The organism is Enterobacter sp. Taxon_2 (assembly GCF_058355295.1).
In genome coordinates this window covers 4,662,349-4,677,128 of sequence record NZ_CM178024.1, presented here as the reverse complement: position 1 = coordinate 4,677,128, position 14,780 = coordinate 4,662,349, and the positions used below count along the sequence as shown (strand labels likewise).

Sequence of the window (14,780 nt, the reverse complement as noted above, 5' to 3'; positions counted from 1 at the left end):
CGCTGAAACGCGAACCGAACAATAAGACACACAACATCACGAGGTATCACCCATGGCTAACTACTTTAATACACTGAACTTGCGCCAGCAGCTGGCGCAGCTGGGCAAATGCCGCTTCATGGCGCGCGACGAATTTGCCGATGGCGCGAGCTACCTTCAGGGTAAAAAAGTGGTCATCGTCGGCTGTGGCGCACAGGGTCTGAACCAGGGCCTGAACATGCGTGACTCCGGTCTGGATATCTCCTACGCCCTGCGTAAAGAAGCGATTGCCGAGAAGCGTGCTTCCTGGCGTAAAGCGACCGAAAACGGCTTCAAAGTGGGTACCTACGAAGAGCTGATCCCGCAGGCGGATCTGGTGGTTAACCTGACCCCGGACAAACAGCACTCAGACGTTGTGCGTTCCGTACAGCCGCTGATGAAAGACGGCGCCGCGCTGGGTTACTCCCACGGCTTCAACATCGTTGAAGTGGGCGAGCAGATCCGTAAAGACATCACCGTAGTGATGGTGGCACCGAAGTGTCCAGGTACGGAAGTACGCGAAGAGTACAAGCGTGGCTTCGGCGTGCCGACGCTTATCGCAGTTCACCCGGAAAACGATCCGAAAGGCGAAGGCATGGCGATTGCCAAAGCATGGGCAGCGGCGACCGGCGGCCACCGTGCGGGCGTGCTGGAATCGTCCTTCGTTGCCGAAGTGAAATCTGACCTGATGGGTGAGCAGACCATTCTGTGCGGCATGCTGCAGGCCGGTTCTCTGCTGTGCTTCGACAAGCTGGTGGAAGAAGGTACTGACCCGGCCTACGCGGAAAAACTGATTCAGTTCGGCTGGGAAACCATCACCGAAGCGCTGAAGCAGGGCGGTATTACGCTGATGATGGACCGTCTGTCCAACCCGGCAAAACTGCGTGCTTACGCGCTGTCTGAACAGCTGAAAACCATCATGGCGCCGCTGTTCCAGAAACACATGGACGACATCATCTCCGGCGAGTTCTCTTCCGGTATGATGGCAGACTGGGCGAACGACGATAAGAAACTGCTAACCTGGCGTGAAGAGACCGGTAAAACCGCGTTCGAAACCGCGCCGCAGTATGAAGGTAAAATCGGCGAGCAGGAGTACTTCGATAAAGGCGTCCTGATGATCGCGATGGTGAAAGCAGGCGTTGAGCTGGCGTTCGAAACCATGGTCGATTCCGGCATCATCGAAGAGTCTGCGTACTACGAATCACTGCACGAGCTGCCGCTGATTGCGAACACCATCGCCCGTAAGCGTCTGTACGAAATGAACGTGGTGATCTCTGATACCGCAGAATACGGTAACTACCTGTTCTCTTACGCCTGCGTACCGCTGCTGAAAGAGTTTATGACCACTCTGCAGACGGGCGATCTGGGCAAAGCGATTGCAGAAGGTGCCGTGGATAACGCGCAACTGCGCGACGTGAACGAAGCGATTCGCAGCCACCAGATCGAGAAAGTGGGTCACAAACTGCGTGGCTACATGACCGATATGAAGCGTATCGCGGTAGCGGGCTAAAAATCTTGTCGGGTGGCGCTTCGCTTACCCGACCTACAAAACCGTAAGATGTAGGCCGGGTAAGGCGCCGCCGCCACCCGGCTTTTTTATTTGCGATACAGCACTTTAATCACGTGGTAGCCGAACTGCGTGTGCAGCGGGCCGGTTGGCTCCAGCACCGGGCAGGAGAAGACCACTTTATCGAACGCCGGTACCATCTGACCCTGGCGGAATTCACCCAGATCGCCGCCGCGTTTGCCTGACGGACAGATAGAGTGCTTCTTCGCCAGTTTGCCGAAGTCGGCGCCGTTTTTGATCTGCTCCAGAAGATCCAGAGCCAGTTTCTCTTCTTTAACAAGAATATGCAGTGCTGCTGCTGTTTTTGCCATGATCGTGCCTTGAATAGGTTGAGATAAATCGGGGCGCAATATACCACGCGTCAGCGGCGATAAAGCACCTTAATGATATGGTAGCCAAATTTGGTTTTAACCGGGCCGTAGGGCTTCAGAAGCGGGCAGCTAAAGACCGCCTGATCGAACGGGCCGACCATCGCACCTTGTTGAAACTCCCCAAGATCACCGCCATTGCGTCCGGACGGGCATTTAGAGTAACGCTTCGCCAGATGATCAAAGCTGATGCCGCGCTCCAGCCTGGCCAGGATCTCCTGGGCCAGTTTCTCTTCTTTTACCAGAATATGCAGGGCTGCTGCGGTCTTTTTCATGGTTCTACTCTACGGGTTAAACGCGATTTCTCCACTTTATCATTAGCCGGTAAATCTGCGCCCGGCTTTCTGCTACAATCCACACCCCGTTCGAAGATTGAGCAATACTCCCATGCGTTTAAACCCTGGACAACAACAAGCGGTCGAATTCGTTACTGGACCATGCCTGGTGCTGGCAGGGGCCGGTTCGGGCAAAACCCGCGTGATCACCAACAAAATCGCCCATCTGATCCACAACTGCGGGTATCAGGCGCGACACATTGCGGCGGTCACCTTTACCAATAAAGCGGCGCGCGAGATGAAAGAGCGTGTCGGTCAGACGCTGGGCCGTAAAGAGGCGCGCGGCCTGATGATCTCCACCTTCCACACGCTGGGGCTGGATATCATCAAACGCGAGTATGCGGCGCTGGGAATGAAGTCCAACTTCTCGCTCTTCGATGACACCGATCAGGTGGCGCTGCTCAAAGAGCTCACCGAGGGGCTGATCGAAGATGATAAAGTGCTGTTGCAGCAGCTGATCTCGACGATCTCGAACTGGAAAAACGATCTGATGACGCCGGCCCAGGCCGCGGCGATCGCCAAAGGCGAACGGGATCGCATCTTCGCCCACTGCTACGGTCTGTACGATGCACATATGAAAGCGTGCAACGTGCTGGACTTCGACGACCTGATCCTGCTGCCGACGCTGCTGCTGCAGCGCAATGAAGAGGTGCGCGAGCGCTGGCAGAACAAAATCCGTTACCTGCTGGTGGATGAGTATCAGGACACCAACACCAGCCAGTACGAGCTGGTGAAGCTGCTGGTGGGGCAGCGCGCGCGTTTCACCGTGGTCGGCGATGATGACCAGTCAATTTACTCCTGGCGCGGCGCGCGCCCGCAAAACCTGGTGCTGCTGAGCAAAGATTTCCCGGCGCTGCAGGTGATTAAGCTGGAACAGAACTATCGCTCCTCCGGGCGTATCCTGAAAGCAGCTAACATCCTGATTGCCAATAACCCGCACGTGTTTGAGAAGCGTCTCTTCTCCGAACTGGGCTACGGCACGGAGCTGAAAGTGCTCAGCGCCAACAATGAGGATCATGAAGCGGAGCGCGTGACGGGCGAACTCATCGCCCACCACTTCGTCAACAAAACCGAATATAAGGATTACGCAATCCTCTATCGCGGCAATCACCAGTCGCGCGTCTTTGAAAAGATGCTGATGCAGAACCGCATTCCGTACAAAATCTCGGGTGGCACGTCGTTCTTCTCACGACCAGAAATCAAAGATCTGCTGGCCTATCTGCGCGTGCTCACTAACCCGGATGACGACAGCGCGTTTCTGCGCATCGTGAATACGCCAAAACGCGAGATTGGCCCGGCGACGCTGCAAAAGCTCGGCGAGTGGGCGATGACCCGCAACAAAAGTATGTTTACCGCCAGCTTCGACATGGGGCTGAGCCAGACGTTAACCGGACGCGGGTATGATTCATTAACGCGATTCACCCACTGGCTTGGCGAAGTGCAACGTCTCGCGGAGCGCGAGCCGGTGGCGGCGGTGCGCGATCTTATTCACGGCATCGACTATGAGTCCTGGCTGTACGAAACGTCGGCCAGCCCGAAAGCGGCTGAGATGCGCATGAAGAACGTTAACCAACTCTTCAGCTGGATGACCGAAATGCTGGAAGGCTCTGAAATCGACGAGCCGATGACCCTGACGCAGGTGGTCACCCGCTTTACCCTGCGCGACATGATGGAGCGGGGCGAGAGCGAAGAAGAGGCCGATCAGGTACAGCTGATGACGCTGCACGCGTCAAAAGGTCTGGAGTTCCCGTATGTCTATCTGGTCGGTATGGAAGAGGGGTTGTTACCGCATCAGAGCAGCATTGATGAAGACAACGTCGACGAGGAGCGCCGCCTGGCCTACGTGGGGATCACTCGCGCGCAGAAAGAGTTGACGTTCACACTGTGTAAAGAGCGCCGTCAGTATGGCGAACTTGTCCGCCCGGAGCCGAGCCGTTTCCTGCTGGAGCTGCCGCAGGATGACGTGATCTGGGAACAGGAGCGCAAAGTGATTACCGCAGAAGAGCGGATGCACAAGGGGCAGGCTAACGTGGCAAACATCCGCGCCATGCTGGCAAAAGCCAAAGAGAAAGGATAATGATGAGTAGGCCGGGTAAGGCGAAGCCGCCACCCGGCAATGTTCAGCGCATTACTTCACTTCCAGCACCCAGTGCACATAGCTCTGCCACTGGCACTCCTGCTCGATCATCTCTGCCCCAAGCGGGTGACGATCAATCCAGTTCTCCGGTAACGTCAGCGAAAGCTTCTCGTCATCCGCCACCAGACTAATGGCTGGCAGCAAATCATCGCGGCGGCGGCTGGCAAACAGGATCGCCAGACGCAGCAGGCGGCACAGATGCTCGGCCACGCGCGGCGGTACGGCGTTTTGCTGATGCAAAGACGAGAGATCAACGGCATTGGTCTGGTTCAGCAGCAGCGTTGCCAGCAATTTTTTCTGCGCAGGTGTATAGCCCGGTAAATCCAGGTTGCGCACCAGATACGCTGCATGAGCCGGTGCCTGCTTAAAATCAATGCTCAGCCCCACTTCATGTAACGCACAGGCGCTTAGCAATAAATCCCGGCTCAGAGGATCAAGATCCCAGACGTTAGCGACCTGATCGGCGAAGCGTGACGCCAGCTGCGATACGCGTCCTGCCTGATCGATATCAACCAGAAAACGACGCTGCACGTTGCGCAGGGTACGGCTGCGGATATCCTGATCGACCGACAGATGCAGCATCCCGTAGACCAGACCTTCGCGCAGCGCGCCGCCGGCCAGGGTCATACACTGGATGTTCAGCTCGGTGAAAATAGCGATAAGAATGGCCAGTCCGCTCGGGAAAACCAGCGCGCGCTCCAGCGTCAGGCCTTCAATTTCCAGTTCTTCCAGGCGTCCGCACTGAATAGCGCGCTGTTTCAGCTGCTGAAGTTTGGCAAGCGTAATCCGCTCGTCCATTCCCTGCGCCATCATGATTTCCTGCAGGGCCTGTACGGTACCCGAGGCACCCACGCAGACTTTCCAGCCGTGATAGCGCAGCTCGTCCATCACCGGGCGTAACACTTCGCGCGCGGCGTTCTCTGCCTCGTCGAAGTTCTCTTTCCCGAGATTACGATCGGTAAAGTAGCGCTCAAGCCAGGTCACGCAGCCCATCGACAGGCTGAACAGCGACGTTGCCTGCGCGCCGGTGCCGGTCACAAGCTCGGTACTGGCACCGCCGATATCCACTACCAGGCGACGATCGTCACCCCCCGTGGTGTGTGCAACACCCTGATAAATCAGGCGAGCTTCTTCTTCACCGCTGATAACCTGAACCGGACAACCGAGAATTTCCTGCGCTCTGGCAATAAAATCCACGGCGTTAACCGCCAGACGGAGTGTCGCAGTGGCGACCACGGTGATTTGGGCATGCGGGATATCCTGCAGACGCTCGGCAAAGAGTCGCAGACACTGCCAGCCACGTTCCATGGCTTCAGGCGAGAGGTGATTGTCGCTGCTCAGGCCCGCCGCGAGGCGGACCTTGCGCTTAATGCGCGTCAGCGTTTGTATGCTTCCCGCCACCTCGCGCACAACTAGCATATGAAAACTATTCGAACCGAGATCAATTGCCGCATAAAGCGAGGTGGAGCTGAGCATGTTTTTTAACCTGAACGACGACGATTACGCGGTGCGCCGCCTGAACGACGCGGACCATTGCCGGAGCGTGGGCGGGTTAGACGCTTAGGCGGCGGCAGTTCGCTTAACAGCGCTTCCGGATTGTATTTGCTCTGCGGAATAGAGTGACCGATATAAGTCTCAATGGCTGGAAGATTCAGCGCATACTCTTCACACGCAAGGCTAATCGAGTGACCGCTTGCGCCCGCACGACCGGTACGACCGATACGGTGTACGTAGTCTTCGCAGTCGTCTGGCAGATCGTAGTTAAAGACGTGCGTTACGGCCGGAATGTGTAAACCACGTGCCGCCACGTCGGTTGCGACCAGAATATCGAGATCGCCACGGGTAAATTCTTCAAGAATGCGCAGGCGTTTTTTCTGCGCCACGTCGCCGGTCAGCAGGCCAACACGGTGACCATCTGCAGCCAGATGGCCCCAGATGTCTTCACAACGGTGTTTGGTATTCGCGAAGATAATGGCGCGATCGGGCCACTCTTCTTCGATCAGCGTTTGCAGCAGACGCATTTTCTCTTCATTGGAAGGATAGAAGAGCTCTTCTTTAATGCGGTGACCCGTTTTCTGCTCCGGTTCCACTTCCACGTATTCGGCGTTGTTCATCTGTTCGAACGCCAGTTCGCGCACACGGTAGGAGAGGGTTGCAGAGAACAGCATATTCAGGCGCTGATTGGCCGGAGGCATACGGCGGAACAGCCAGCGGATGTCTTTAATGAAGCCCAGATCGTACATGCGGTCAGCTTCATCGAGCACCACAACCTGGATGGCACCGAGGTTAATGTGGTTCTGTTTAGCGTAGTCGATAAGACGGCCGGTGGTACCGATCAGGATATCCACACCGCTTTCCAGCACTTTCAGCTGTTTATCGTAGCCGTCGCCGCCATAGGCCAGTCCAAGCTTAAGGCCGGTAGCCTGCGCCAGGGGTTCAGCGTCTGCATGGATCTGTACCGCCAGTTCTCGCGTCGGGGCCATAATTAGCGCGCGCGGCTGGTTAACTTTGCGGTCTGCAATCGCTGGGTGAGAAAGTAAATAATGAAACGTTGACGTTAAAAACGCCATCGTTTTGCCGGTACCGGTTTGCGCCTGCCCGGCAACATCGCGACCGGCCAGCGTCAGCGGCAGCGCGAGGGCCTGAATGGGCGTGCAGTTATGAAACCCTTTATTTTCAAGGGCTTCAATCACCTTCGGGTGCAGCGCGAAGTCGGAAAACTTCTGTTCTGTTAAATGTGTTTTGCTCATAGTGTGGTAGAATATCAGCTTACTATTGCTTTACGAAAGCGTATCCGGTGAAATAAAGTCAACCTTTAGTTGGTTAATGCGACATCAACACGTCGTTGGTGGAGACAAAACCAACGTACCAGGCTTATTCCTGTGGAGTTATATATGAGCGATAAAATTATTCACCTGACTGACGACAGTTTTGACACGGACGTACTTAAGGCTGACGGGCTGATCCTCGTCGATTTCTGGGCTGAATGGTGTGGTCCTTGCAAAATGATCGCCCCGATTCTGGATGAGATCGCCGACGAATATCAGGGCAAACTGACCGTTGCCAAGCTGAACATCGACCAGAACCCGGGCACCGCACCAAAATACGGTATCCGTGGCATTCCGACCCTGCTGCTGTTCAAAAACGGCGAAGTGGCGGCGACCAAAGTGGGCGCGCTGTCCAAAGGTCAACTGAAAGAGTTCCTGGACGCTAACCTGGCGTAAGGTTTCTCCGCTGTGCGTTCAGAGCTCCCGGCTAAATGATGTGGAACTCTGGACGCCCGGCTGAAGTCGTGCTAAGTTAGCTATGACTTCGTTTTAAACATATCTTGTTGTTTGAATCTTGTTTTACCCGATACTTCCCGTTGTTGACATGAACAGTGCGTGAAGTGGCTAAATTCCGGGCTTGTCACTCAATCCGTCTTGTCGTTTCAGTTCTGCGTTCTTTCCCTGTGACCAGACAGCGAACAGACATGAGTTGATGGCCGCTAAACAGGCATGGATGACCCTGCCATACCATTCACAACATTAAGTTCGAGAATCACCCCGAGTTTAAGAACCCACACCATTATGAATCTTACCGAATTAAAGAATACGCCGGTTTCTGAGCTGATCACTCTCGGCGAAAATATGGGGCTGGAAAACCAGGCTCGTATGCGCAAGCAGGACATCATTTTCGCCATCCTGAAGCAGCACGCTAAGAGTGGCGAAGATATCTTTGGCGACGGTGTGCTGGAGATATTGCAAGACGGATTTGGTTTCCTCCGCTCTGCAGACAGCTCCTACCTCGCCGGCCCTGACGACATCTACGTATCCCCCAGCCAAATCCGCCGTTTCAACCTCCGCACTGGTGACACCATTTCAGGTAAGATTCGTCCTCCTAAAGAGGGTGAACGCTACTTTGCGCTGTTGAAAGTCAATGAAGTTAACTTCGACAAACCAGAAAACTCGCGTAATAAGATCCTCTTTGAGAACTTAACGCCGCTGCACGCGAACTCTCGCCTGCGCATGGAGCGTGGTAACGGTTCTACCGAAGACTTAACCGCGCGTGTTCTGGATCTGGCATCACCAATTGGTCGTGGCCAGCGTGGTCTGATTGTGGCACCGCCGAAAGCGGGTAAAACCATGCTGCTGCAGAACATCGCGCAGAGCATCGCCTATAACCACCCAGACTGCGTGCTGATGGTACTGCTGATTGACGAACGTCCGGAAGAAGTGACCGAGATGCAGCGTCTGGTTAAAGGTGAAGTGGTTGCTTCTACTTTCGACGAGCCAGCCTCTCGCCACGTTCAGGTTGCGGAAATGGTTATCGAGAAGGCGAAACGCCTGGTTGAGCACAAAAAAGACGTGATCATCCTGCTCGACTCCATCACCCGTCTGGCGCGTGCCTACAACACCGTGGTCCCAGCGTCCGGTAAAGTGCTGACCGGTGGTGTGGATGCCAACGCCCTGCATCGTCCGAAACGCTTCTTCGGTGCCGCACGTAACGTGGAAGAAGGCGGCAGCCTGACCATCATCGCGACGGCGCTGATCGATACCGGTTCAAAAATGGACGAAGTGATTTACGAAGAATTTAAAGGTACAGGTAACATGGAACTGCACCTCTCTCGTAAGATCGCTGAAAAACGCGTCTTCCCGGCTATCGACTACAACCGTTCCGGTACCCGTAAAGAAGAGCTGCTCACCACGCAGGAAGAGCTGCAGAAAATGTGGATCCTGCGCAAAATCATCCATCCAATGGGTGAAATTGACGCGATGGAATTCCTCATTAACAAGCTGGCGATGACCAAAACCAACGACGATTTCTTCGACATGATGAAACGCTCGTAACGCAAATAAAGCCAGCGAACGCCACGTTTTTACGTGGCGTTTTTCTTTTATGGACTATACGCTAGTACCACCTACTCCCAATTTTGACCGGTCAGTGCGACAATAGGGCCGTTTGTGCAACCGAAGAAATAATTGATTGAAAAATATACAAAGGGAGTTGTAAGAAGCCATCTTTATTACTTCTGAGGCTGTGGCTTCATGGTTATACTTCCGGGACTAACATTTGTTGAGAGCAATCCATTGTGAATCTATTCACCGCCGTTACTGAACTGATCAGTATTTTTTTATTCACAACCTGTTTTTTGTTCATTGCGCGCAAGGTGGCAAAACGAATAGGGTTGGTGGATAAGCCTAATTTTCGTAAACGCCATCAGGGACTTATTCCTTTAGTCGGCGGGATTTCTGTCTATGCAGGGATTTGCTTCACGTTTGGTATTGCCGATTATTATATCCCGCATGCCGCCCTCTACATTGCCTGCGCCGGAGTTCTGGTGTTAGTCGGGGCCCTTGATGACCGGTTCGATATCGCGGTGAAAATACGCGCCACCGTTCAGGCGGGCATTGGCGTGGTGATGATGGTTGTGGGCGGACTGTATCTGCGAAGCCTCGGCTATGTGTTTGGCCCCTGGGAGTTAGTTCTGGGCCCATTTGGCTTCTTCCTGACACTCTTTGCTGTCTGGGCGGCAATCAATGCTTTCAACATGGTGGATGGCATTGACGGCCTGCTCGGTGGGTTGTCATCCGTCTCGTTCGCCGCTATCGGCATTATTTTATGGTTTGATGGCCAGTACAGTCTGGCAATGTGGTGTTTCGCCATGATTGCCGCCATTCTGCCTTATATCCTCTTAAACCTCGGTGTGCTGGGCCGTCGCTATAAAGTCTTTATGGGAGACGCGGGCAGTACGCTGATTGGTTTTACGGTTATCTGGATCCTGCTTGAAACCACGCAGGGCCAGACCCATCCGATAAGCCCTGTAACAGCGCTGTGGATTATTGCCATTCCATTAATGGATATGGTGGCGATTATGTACCGCCGCCTGCGCAAAGGAATGAGTCCTTTCTCTCCCGACCGCCAGCACATTCATCATCTCATCATGCGCGCGGGTTTTACATCTCGTCAGGCGTTTGTACTGATTACGCTGGCCGCCGCTATTTTAGCCGCGATTGGTGTAGCTGCAGAATATTCTCATATTATTCCTGAGTGGGTTATGTTGGCATTATTCTTGCTGGCATTTTTCCTGTACGGCTACTGCATTAAGCGCGCATGGAAAGTGGCGCGATTTATTAAACGTCTTAAACGCAGGATGCGTCGTAACAGTGGCAAAAATACAACATTAACTAAATAAAACCGGGACTATGATGACTCAACCGTTGGCGGGAGCGAAATCAGTGGTAACTGAGAATGAACTGGATATTCGGGGTTTGTTTCGCGTGTTATGGGCAGGCAAACTTTGGATTGCCGGGATCGCGCTGGGGTTTGCACTGTTAGCGCTGGCCTATACATTCTTTGCAAAACAAGAGTGGAGCGCCACGGCAATCACGGACAAACCAACGGTTAACATGCTCGGGGGATACTATTCCCAGCAGCAATTCCTGCGAAATCTGGATATCAAAGCCAGTCTTGCAACGCCAGACCAGGCCTCCGTTATGGATGAAGCCTATAAAGAGTTTGTGATGCAGCTGGCTTCGTGGGATACCCGCCGCGATTTCTGGTCCCAGACGGATTACTACAAGCAGCGTCGGGTTGATAACACCAAAGCCGATGCCGCCCTGCTGGACGATCTGATTAACAATATCCAGTTTATGCCGGGCGATGCGCTGCGTAACGTGAATGACAGCGTCAAGCTGATTGCAGAAACTGCGCCGGATGCCAACAACCTGTTGCGTCAGTATGTTGCGTTTGCCAGCCAGCGTGCCGCAAGCCATCTTAACGAAGAGCTTAAAGGCGCCTGGGCGGCTCGTACCATCCAGATGAAAGCGCAGGTGAAACGTCAGGAAGAGGTGGCTAAAGCCATTTTTGCTCGTCGTGTACACAATATTGAGCAGGCGCTGAAAATTGCGGAACAGCACAATATTTCCCGTACTGAGACGGACGTACCGGCTGATGAACTGCCTGATTCAGAGATGTTCCTCCTTGGTCGCCCTATGCTGCAGGCGCGTCTGGAAAACCTGAAGGCCGTTGGGCCTGATTTTGACCTCGATTACGATCAAAATCGCGCGATGCTTAACACGCTTAATGTCGGTCCATCCCTGGATCCGCGTTTTCAGACCTATCGTTATTTGCGAACGCCTGAAGAACCTGTAAAACGCGACAGTCCGCGCCGCGCATTCCTGATGATCATGTGGGGAATTGTGGGCGCACTCGTTGGTACTGGCGTGGCGTTAACGCGTCGTCGTACAAACTAAGAACGCCGTCTACGATGAAGGCTGCAGCCTTCATCGTCTAATCGAAGAGAATCGATGTGAAAGTACTTACCGTATTTGGCACCAGGCCGGAGGCCATTAAGATGGCGCCTCTGGTTCATGCGCTGGCCAGCGATCCTGATATTGAAGCAAAAGTGTGCGTCACGGCCCAGCACCGGGAGATGCTCGACCAGGTCTTAACGCTCTTTTCCATCGTCCCGGATTACGACCTTAATATTATGAAACCGGGGCAAGGTTTGACGGAAATAACCTGCCGCATACTGCAAGATCTCAAGCCGATCCTGGAGTCATTCAAGCCTGACGTGGTACTGGTACATGGCGACACTACCACTACCGTGGCGACAAGCCTGGCCGCGTTCTACCAGCGAATTCCCGTGGGACATGTTGAGGCGGGGCTGCGTACTGGCAATCTTTATTCGCCGTGGCCGGAAGAGGCCAACCGCACGTTAACGGGCCATCTGGCGATGTACCACTTTGCGCCAACGGAAAACTCTCGTCAAAACCTGCTGCGTGAAAATATCGCCGATAATAAAATCGTTGTGACCGGCAATACGGTCATTGACGCGTTAATTTGGGTACGTGACCGCGTCCTGGCAAATAGCGATCTTCAGAAAGAGCTCGCAGCCCGCTATCCGTTCCTCCACAACGGCAAAAAAACCATTCTGGTCACTGGTCATCGACGCGAAAGCTTTGGCCGGGGTTTTGAGCAAATCTGCCATGCGCTGGCTGAAATCGCCGCGCAGAACGACGATGTGCAAATTGTCTATCCAGTACACCTTAACCCTAACGTCAGCGAGCCGGTCAATCGTATTCTGGGCCACGTCGAAAACGTTCTGCTGATCGAACCGCAGGACTACATGCCGTTTGTCTGGCTGATGAACCATGCCTGGCTGATCCTCACCGATTCCGGCGGTATTCAGGAGGAAGCACCTTCCCTTGGCAAACCGGTTCTGGTGATGCGTGAAACGACCGAACGTCCGGAAGCCGTCAAAGCCGGTACGGTGCGTCTGGTCGGCACCAACGCACAGCTCATCGTCGAAGAGGTCACGCGCCTGCTGCACGACGATGAAGCGTATCAGGCGATGAGCCGGGCCCATAATCCGTATGGCGACGGGCAGGCTTGTGGTCGTATTTTGCAGGCACTTAAACACAATCAGGTATCGCTATGAGTTTTACTACCATCTCTGTCATTGGTCTTGGCTACATTGGCTTGCCCACCGCGGCGGCGTTTGCCTCTCGTCAAAAACAGGTTGTCGGTGTGGATATCAACCCACGCGCGGTGGAAACCATTAACCGTGGCGAAATTCATATTGTCGAGCCCGAACTTGACCGCGTGGTGAAAGAGGCTGTGGACGGAGGCTTCCTGTGTGCCAGCACGACCCCTGTGGAAGCAGATGCCTACCTGATTGCCGTTCCAACACCCTTTAAAGGTGACCACGAGCCCGACATGGCTTTTGTCGAGGCGGCGGCAAAATCCATTGCACCTGTGCTGAAGAAAGGGGCACTGGTGATCCTGGAATCGACCTCTCCGGTTGGTGCTACCGAGCAGATGGCACAGTGGCTGGCCGACGCGCGCCCTGATTTACGTTTCCCGCAACAGGCGGGGGAGCAGGCAGATATCAATATCGCCTACTGCCCGGAGCGCGTACTCCCGGGCCAGGTGATGGTCGAACTGATTAAAAACGACCGCGTCATTGGCGGTATGACGCCCGTCTGTTCCGAACGTGCCAGCGCGCTGTACAAGATTTTCCTGGAAGGTGAGTGTGTGGTGACCAACTCCCGCACCGCCGAGATGTGTAAACTGACGGAAAACAGCTTCCGCGACGTCAATATCGCTTTTGCGAATGAACTGTCGCTGATCTGCGCCGATCAGGGGATTAACGTCTGGGAGCTGATTAGCCTGGCGAATCGCCATCCGCGCGTCAACATTCTCCAGCCAGGCCCGGGAGTAGGCGGACACTGTATCGCCGTCGATCCGTGGTTTATCGTGGCGCAGAATCCGGCGCAGGCGCGCCTGATTCGCACCGCGCGTGAAGTGAACGACAGCAAGCCTCACTGGGTGCTCAATCAGGTTAAAGCGACGGTAGCGGATTGTCTGGCAGAGAGCGGCAAGCGCGCCAGCGAGCTGAAAATTGCCTGCTTTGGTCTGGCATTTAAACCCAATATTGACGATCTGCGTGAAAGCCCGGCGATGGAAATTGCCGAGATGATTGCCGAATGGCACAAGGGCGAAACGCTGGTGGTTGAGCCGAATATCCATGAATTACCGGCAAAACTGGCGGGGCACTGCACGCTGACGGCGCTGGATGACGCGCTGGTGGCGGCGGACGTGCTGGTGCTGCTGGTAGATCATAAAGAGTTTAAAGCGACGTCCGGCGATGCCGTTCGTCAGCAGTATATTGTGGATACCAAAGGTGTCTGGCGTTGAATAGCCTGAATGGGGTACTCGAGCCCCTGCAGTGGGAGAGTGCCTTTTTCGGCCTGCCGTCGGCCATCGTGCGTCTGCGCGATGACGCGCCGGTACTGGCTGAATCGAATTTTATCGCCTGGCAACGGGTGCAGGCGAAGATCCCGGCGGAGCGCGTCGATCTGCTTGACGCGCTCCAGCAGCACGGCTTTCAGCTGGTTGAAGGTGAGGTCGATCTTTCCATTACCCTCACCCGGCACGATGCGTCCGGCGCGGAAATTGCAACGGAACAGGATATCCCCGTGCTGCGTCGGATGGCGGCCCGGGCGTTTGCGCAGAGCCGCTTTCGTGCGCCCTGGTATGCACCTGACGATAGCGGGCGTTTCTATGCCCAGTGGATAGAGAATGCCGTCAAAGGCACCTTTGACCACGTCTGCCTGGTTTTCCGTGCAGGGGACGGTCAAATCCAGGGGTTCGTCTCGCTGCGTAAGCTCAACGAGCGCGAGGCGCGTATCGGCTTATTAGCCGGGCGCGGCATGGGTGAGAAACTCATGCAGGCGGCGCTGCACTGGGCGCAGGAGCAACAGCTTGTGACGCTGCGGGTCGCGACCCAACTGGGCAACACCGCCGCGCTTAAACGTTATATTGCGAGTGGTGCCAACATCGACGCCACCGCCTACTGGTTATACAGGTGA

At 54.8% G+C, this 14,780-nt stretch carries 13 protein-coding genes; 9 read left to right on the top strand and 4 right to left on the bottom strand.

Annotated elements, in window-relative coordinates; translation table 11 throughout:
• Positions 1–52 precede the first annotated feature (52 nt).
• A complete protein-coding gene (gene ilvC, locus AC4IC4_RS22220; protein ID WP_021242831.1) occupies positions 53–1,528 on the top strand; it encodes a ketol-acid reductoisomerase in 1,476 nt (491 codons plus the stop codon).
• Between the two features lie 86 nt (positions 1,529–1,614).
• Here the strand turns inward: ilvC and ppiC (AC4IC4_RS22215) are convergent, their stop codons facing one another.
• Entirely contained in the window at positions 1,615–1,896 is a 282-nt protein-coding gene (gene ppiC, locus AC4IC4_RS22215; protein WP_008501570.1) for a peptidylprolyl isomerase PpiC, read from the bottom strand.
• A 50-nt stretch (positions 1,897–1,946) separates the two neighbouring features.
• Complete coding sequence (gene ppiC, locus AC4IC4_RS22210; RefSeq protein WP_048989374.1) at positions 1,947–2,228, bottom strand: peptidylprolyl isomerase PpiC; 282 nt, start codon at positions 2,226–2,228, stop codon at positions 1,947–1,949.
• 112 nt (positions 2,229–2,340) lie between these two features.
• Here ppiC (AC4IC4_RS22210) and rep point away from each other — a divergent pair, with 112 nt between their 5' ends.
• Positions 2,341–4,365: a DNA helicase Rep gene (rep, locus tag AC4IC4_RS22205; RefSeq protein WP_032646096.1), complete on the top strand. Its 2,025-nt coding sequence runs from the start codon at positions 2,341–2,343 to the stop codon at positions 4,363–4,365.
• Positions 4,366–4,416: 51 nt separating this feature from the next.
• Here rep and gppA read toward each other — a convergent pair whose 3' ends face one another.
• Together gppA and rhlB are read right to left on the bottom strand one after the other, a co-directional pair.
• Positions 4,417–5,901: a guanosine-5'-triphosphate,3'-diphosphate diphosphatase gene (gene gppA, locus AC4IC4_RS22200; RefSeq protein ID WP_024907961.1), complete on the bottom strand. Its 1,485-nt coding sequence runs from the start codon at positions 5,899–5,901 to the stop codon at positions 4,417–4,419.
• A 5-nt stretch (positions 5,902–5,906) separates the two neighbouring features.
• Positions 5,907–7,175, bottom strand: coding sequence for an ATP-dependent RNA helicase RhlB (gene rhlB / locus AC4IC4_RS22195; protein ID WP_021242834.1), 1,269 nt, complete (start codon positions 7,173–7,175; stop codon positions 5,907–5,909).
• A 144-nt stretch (positions 7,176–7,319) separates the two neighbouring features.
• On the opposite strand from rhlB, the gene trxA reads away from it, so the two are divergent.
• The 7 genes from trxA to rffC all read left to right on the top strand — a co-directional run bounded on the left by trxA (position 7,320) and on the right by rffC (position 14,780).
• Positions 7,320–7,649 (top strand): thioredoxin TrxA, encoded by a 330-nt coding sequence (gene trxA / locus AC4IC4_RS22190; protein ID WP_006179218.1) that lies wholly within the window; start codon positions 7,320–7,322, stop codon positions 7,647–7,649.
• Positions 7,650–7,994: 345 nt separating this feature from the next.
• A complete protein-coding gene (rho, locus tag AC4IC4_RS22185) occupies positions 7,995–9,254 on the top strand; it encodes a transcription termination factor Rho (RefSeq protein WP_008501566.1) in 1,260 nt (419 codons plus the stop codon).
• Between the two features lie 242 nt (positions 9,255–9,496).
• The gene (gene wecA / locus AC4IC4_RS22180; protein WP_024907962.1) at positions 9,497–10,600 is read left to right on the top strand and encodes a UDP-N-acetylglucosamine--undecaprenyl-phosphate N-acetylglucosaminephosphotransferase; all 1,104 of its coding nucleotides are present in this window, start codon (positions 9,497–9,499) and stop codon (positions 10,598–10,600) included.
• Positions 10,601–10,613: 13 nt separating this feature from the next.
• Positions 10,614–11,660: an ECA polysaccharide chain length modulation protein gene (gene wzzE, locus AC4IC4_RS22175; RefSeq protein WP_491471901.1), complete on the top strand. Its 1,047-nt coding sequence runs from the start codon at positions 10,614–10,616 to the stop codon at positions 11,658–11,660.
• Positions 11,661–11,716: 56 nt separating this feature from the next.
• Positions 11,717–12,847 carry a non-hydrolyzing UDP-N-acetylglucosamine 2-epimerase gene (wecB, locus tag AC4IC4_RS22170; RefSeq protein ID WP_491471900.1) on the top strand — a complete coding sequence of 377 codons (1,131 nt, stop codon included), beginning with the start codon at positions 11,717–11,719 and terminating at the stop codon, positions 12,845–12,847.
• Positions 12,844–14,106 (top strand): UDP-N-acetyl-D-mannosamine dehydrogenase, encoded by a 1,263-nt coding sequence (gene wecC, locus AC4IC4_RS22165; RefSeq protein ID WP_491471899.1) that lies wholly within the window; start codon positions 12,844–12,846, stop codon positions 14,104–14,106. The genes wecB and wecC overlap by 4 nt, the downstream gene beginning before the upstream one ends.
• Positions 14,103–14,780: a dTDP-4-amino-4,6-dideoxy-D-galactose acyltransferase gene (rffC, locus tag AC4IC4_RS22160; RefSeq protein ID WP_491471898.1), complete on the top strand. Its 678-nt coding sequence runs from the start codon at positions 14,103–14,105 to the stop codon at positions 14,778–14,780. Before wecC ends, rffC begins: the two co-directional genes overlap by 4 nt.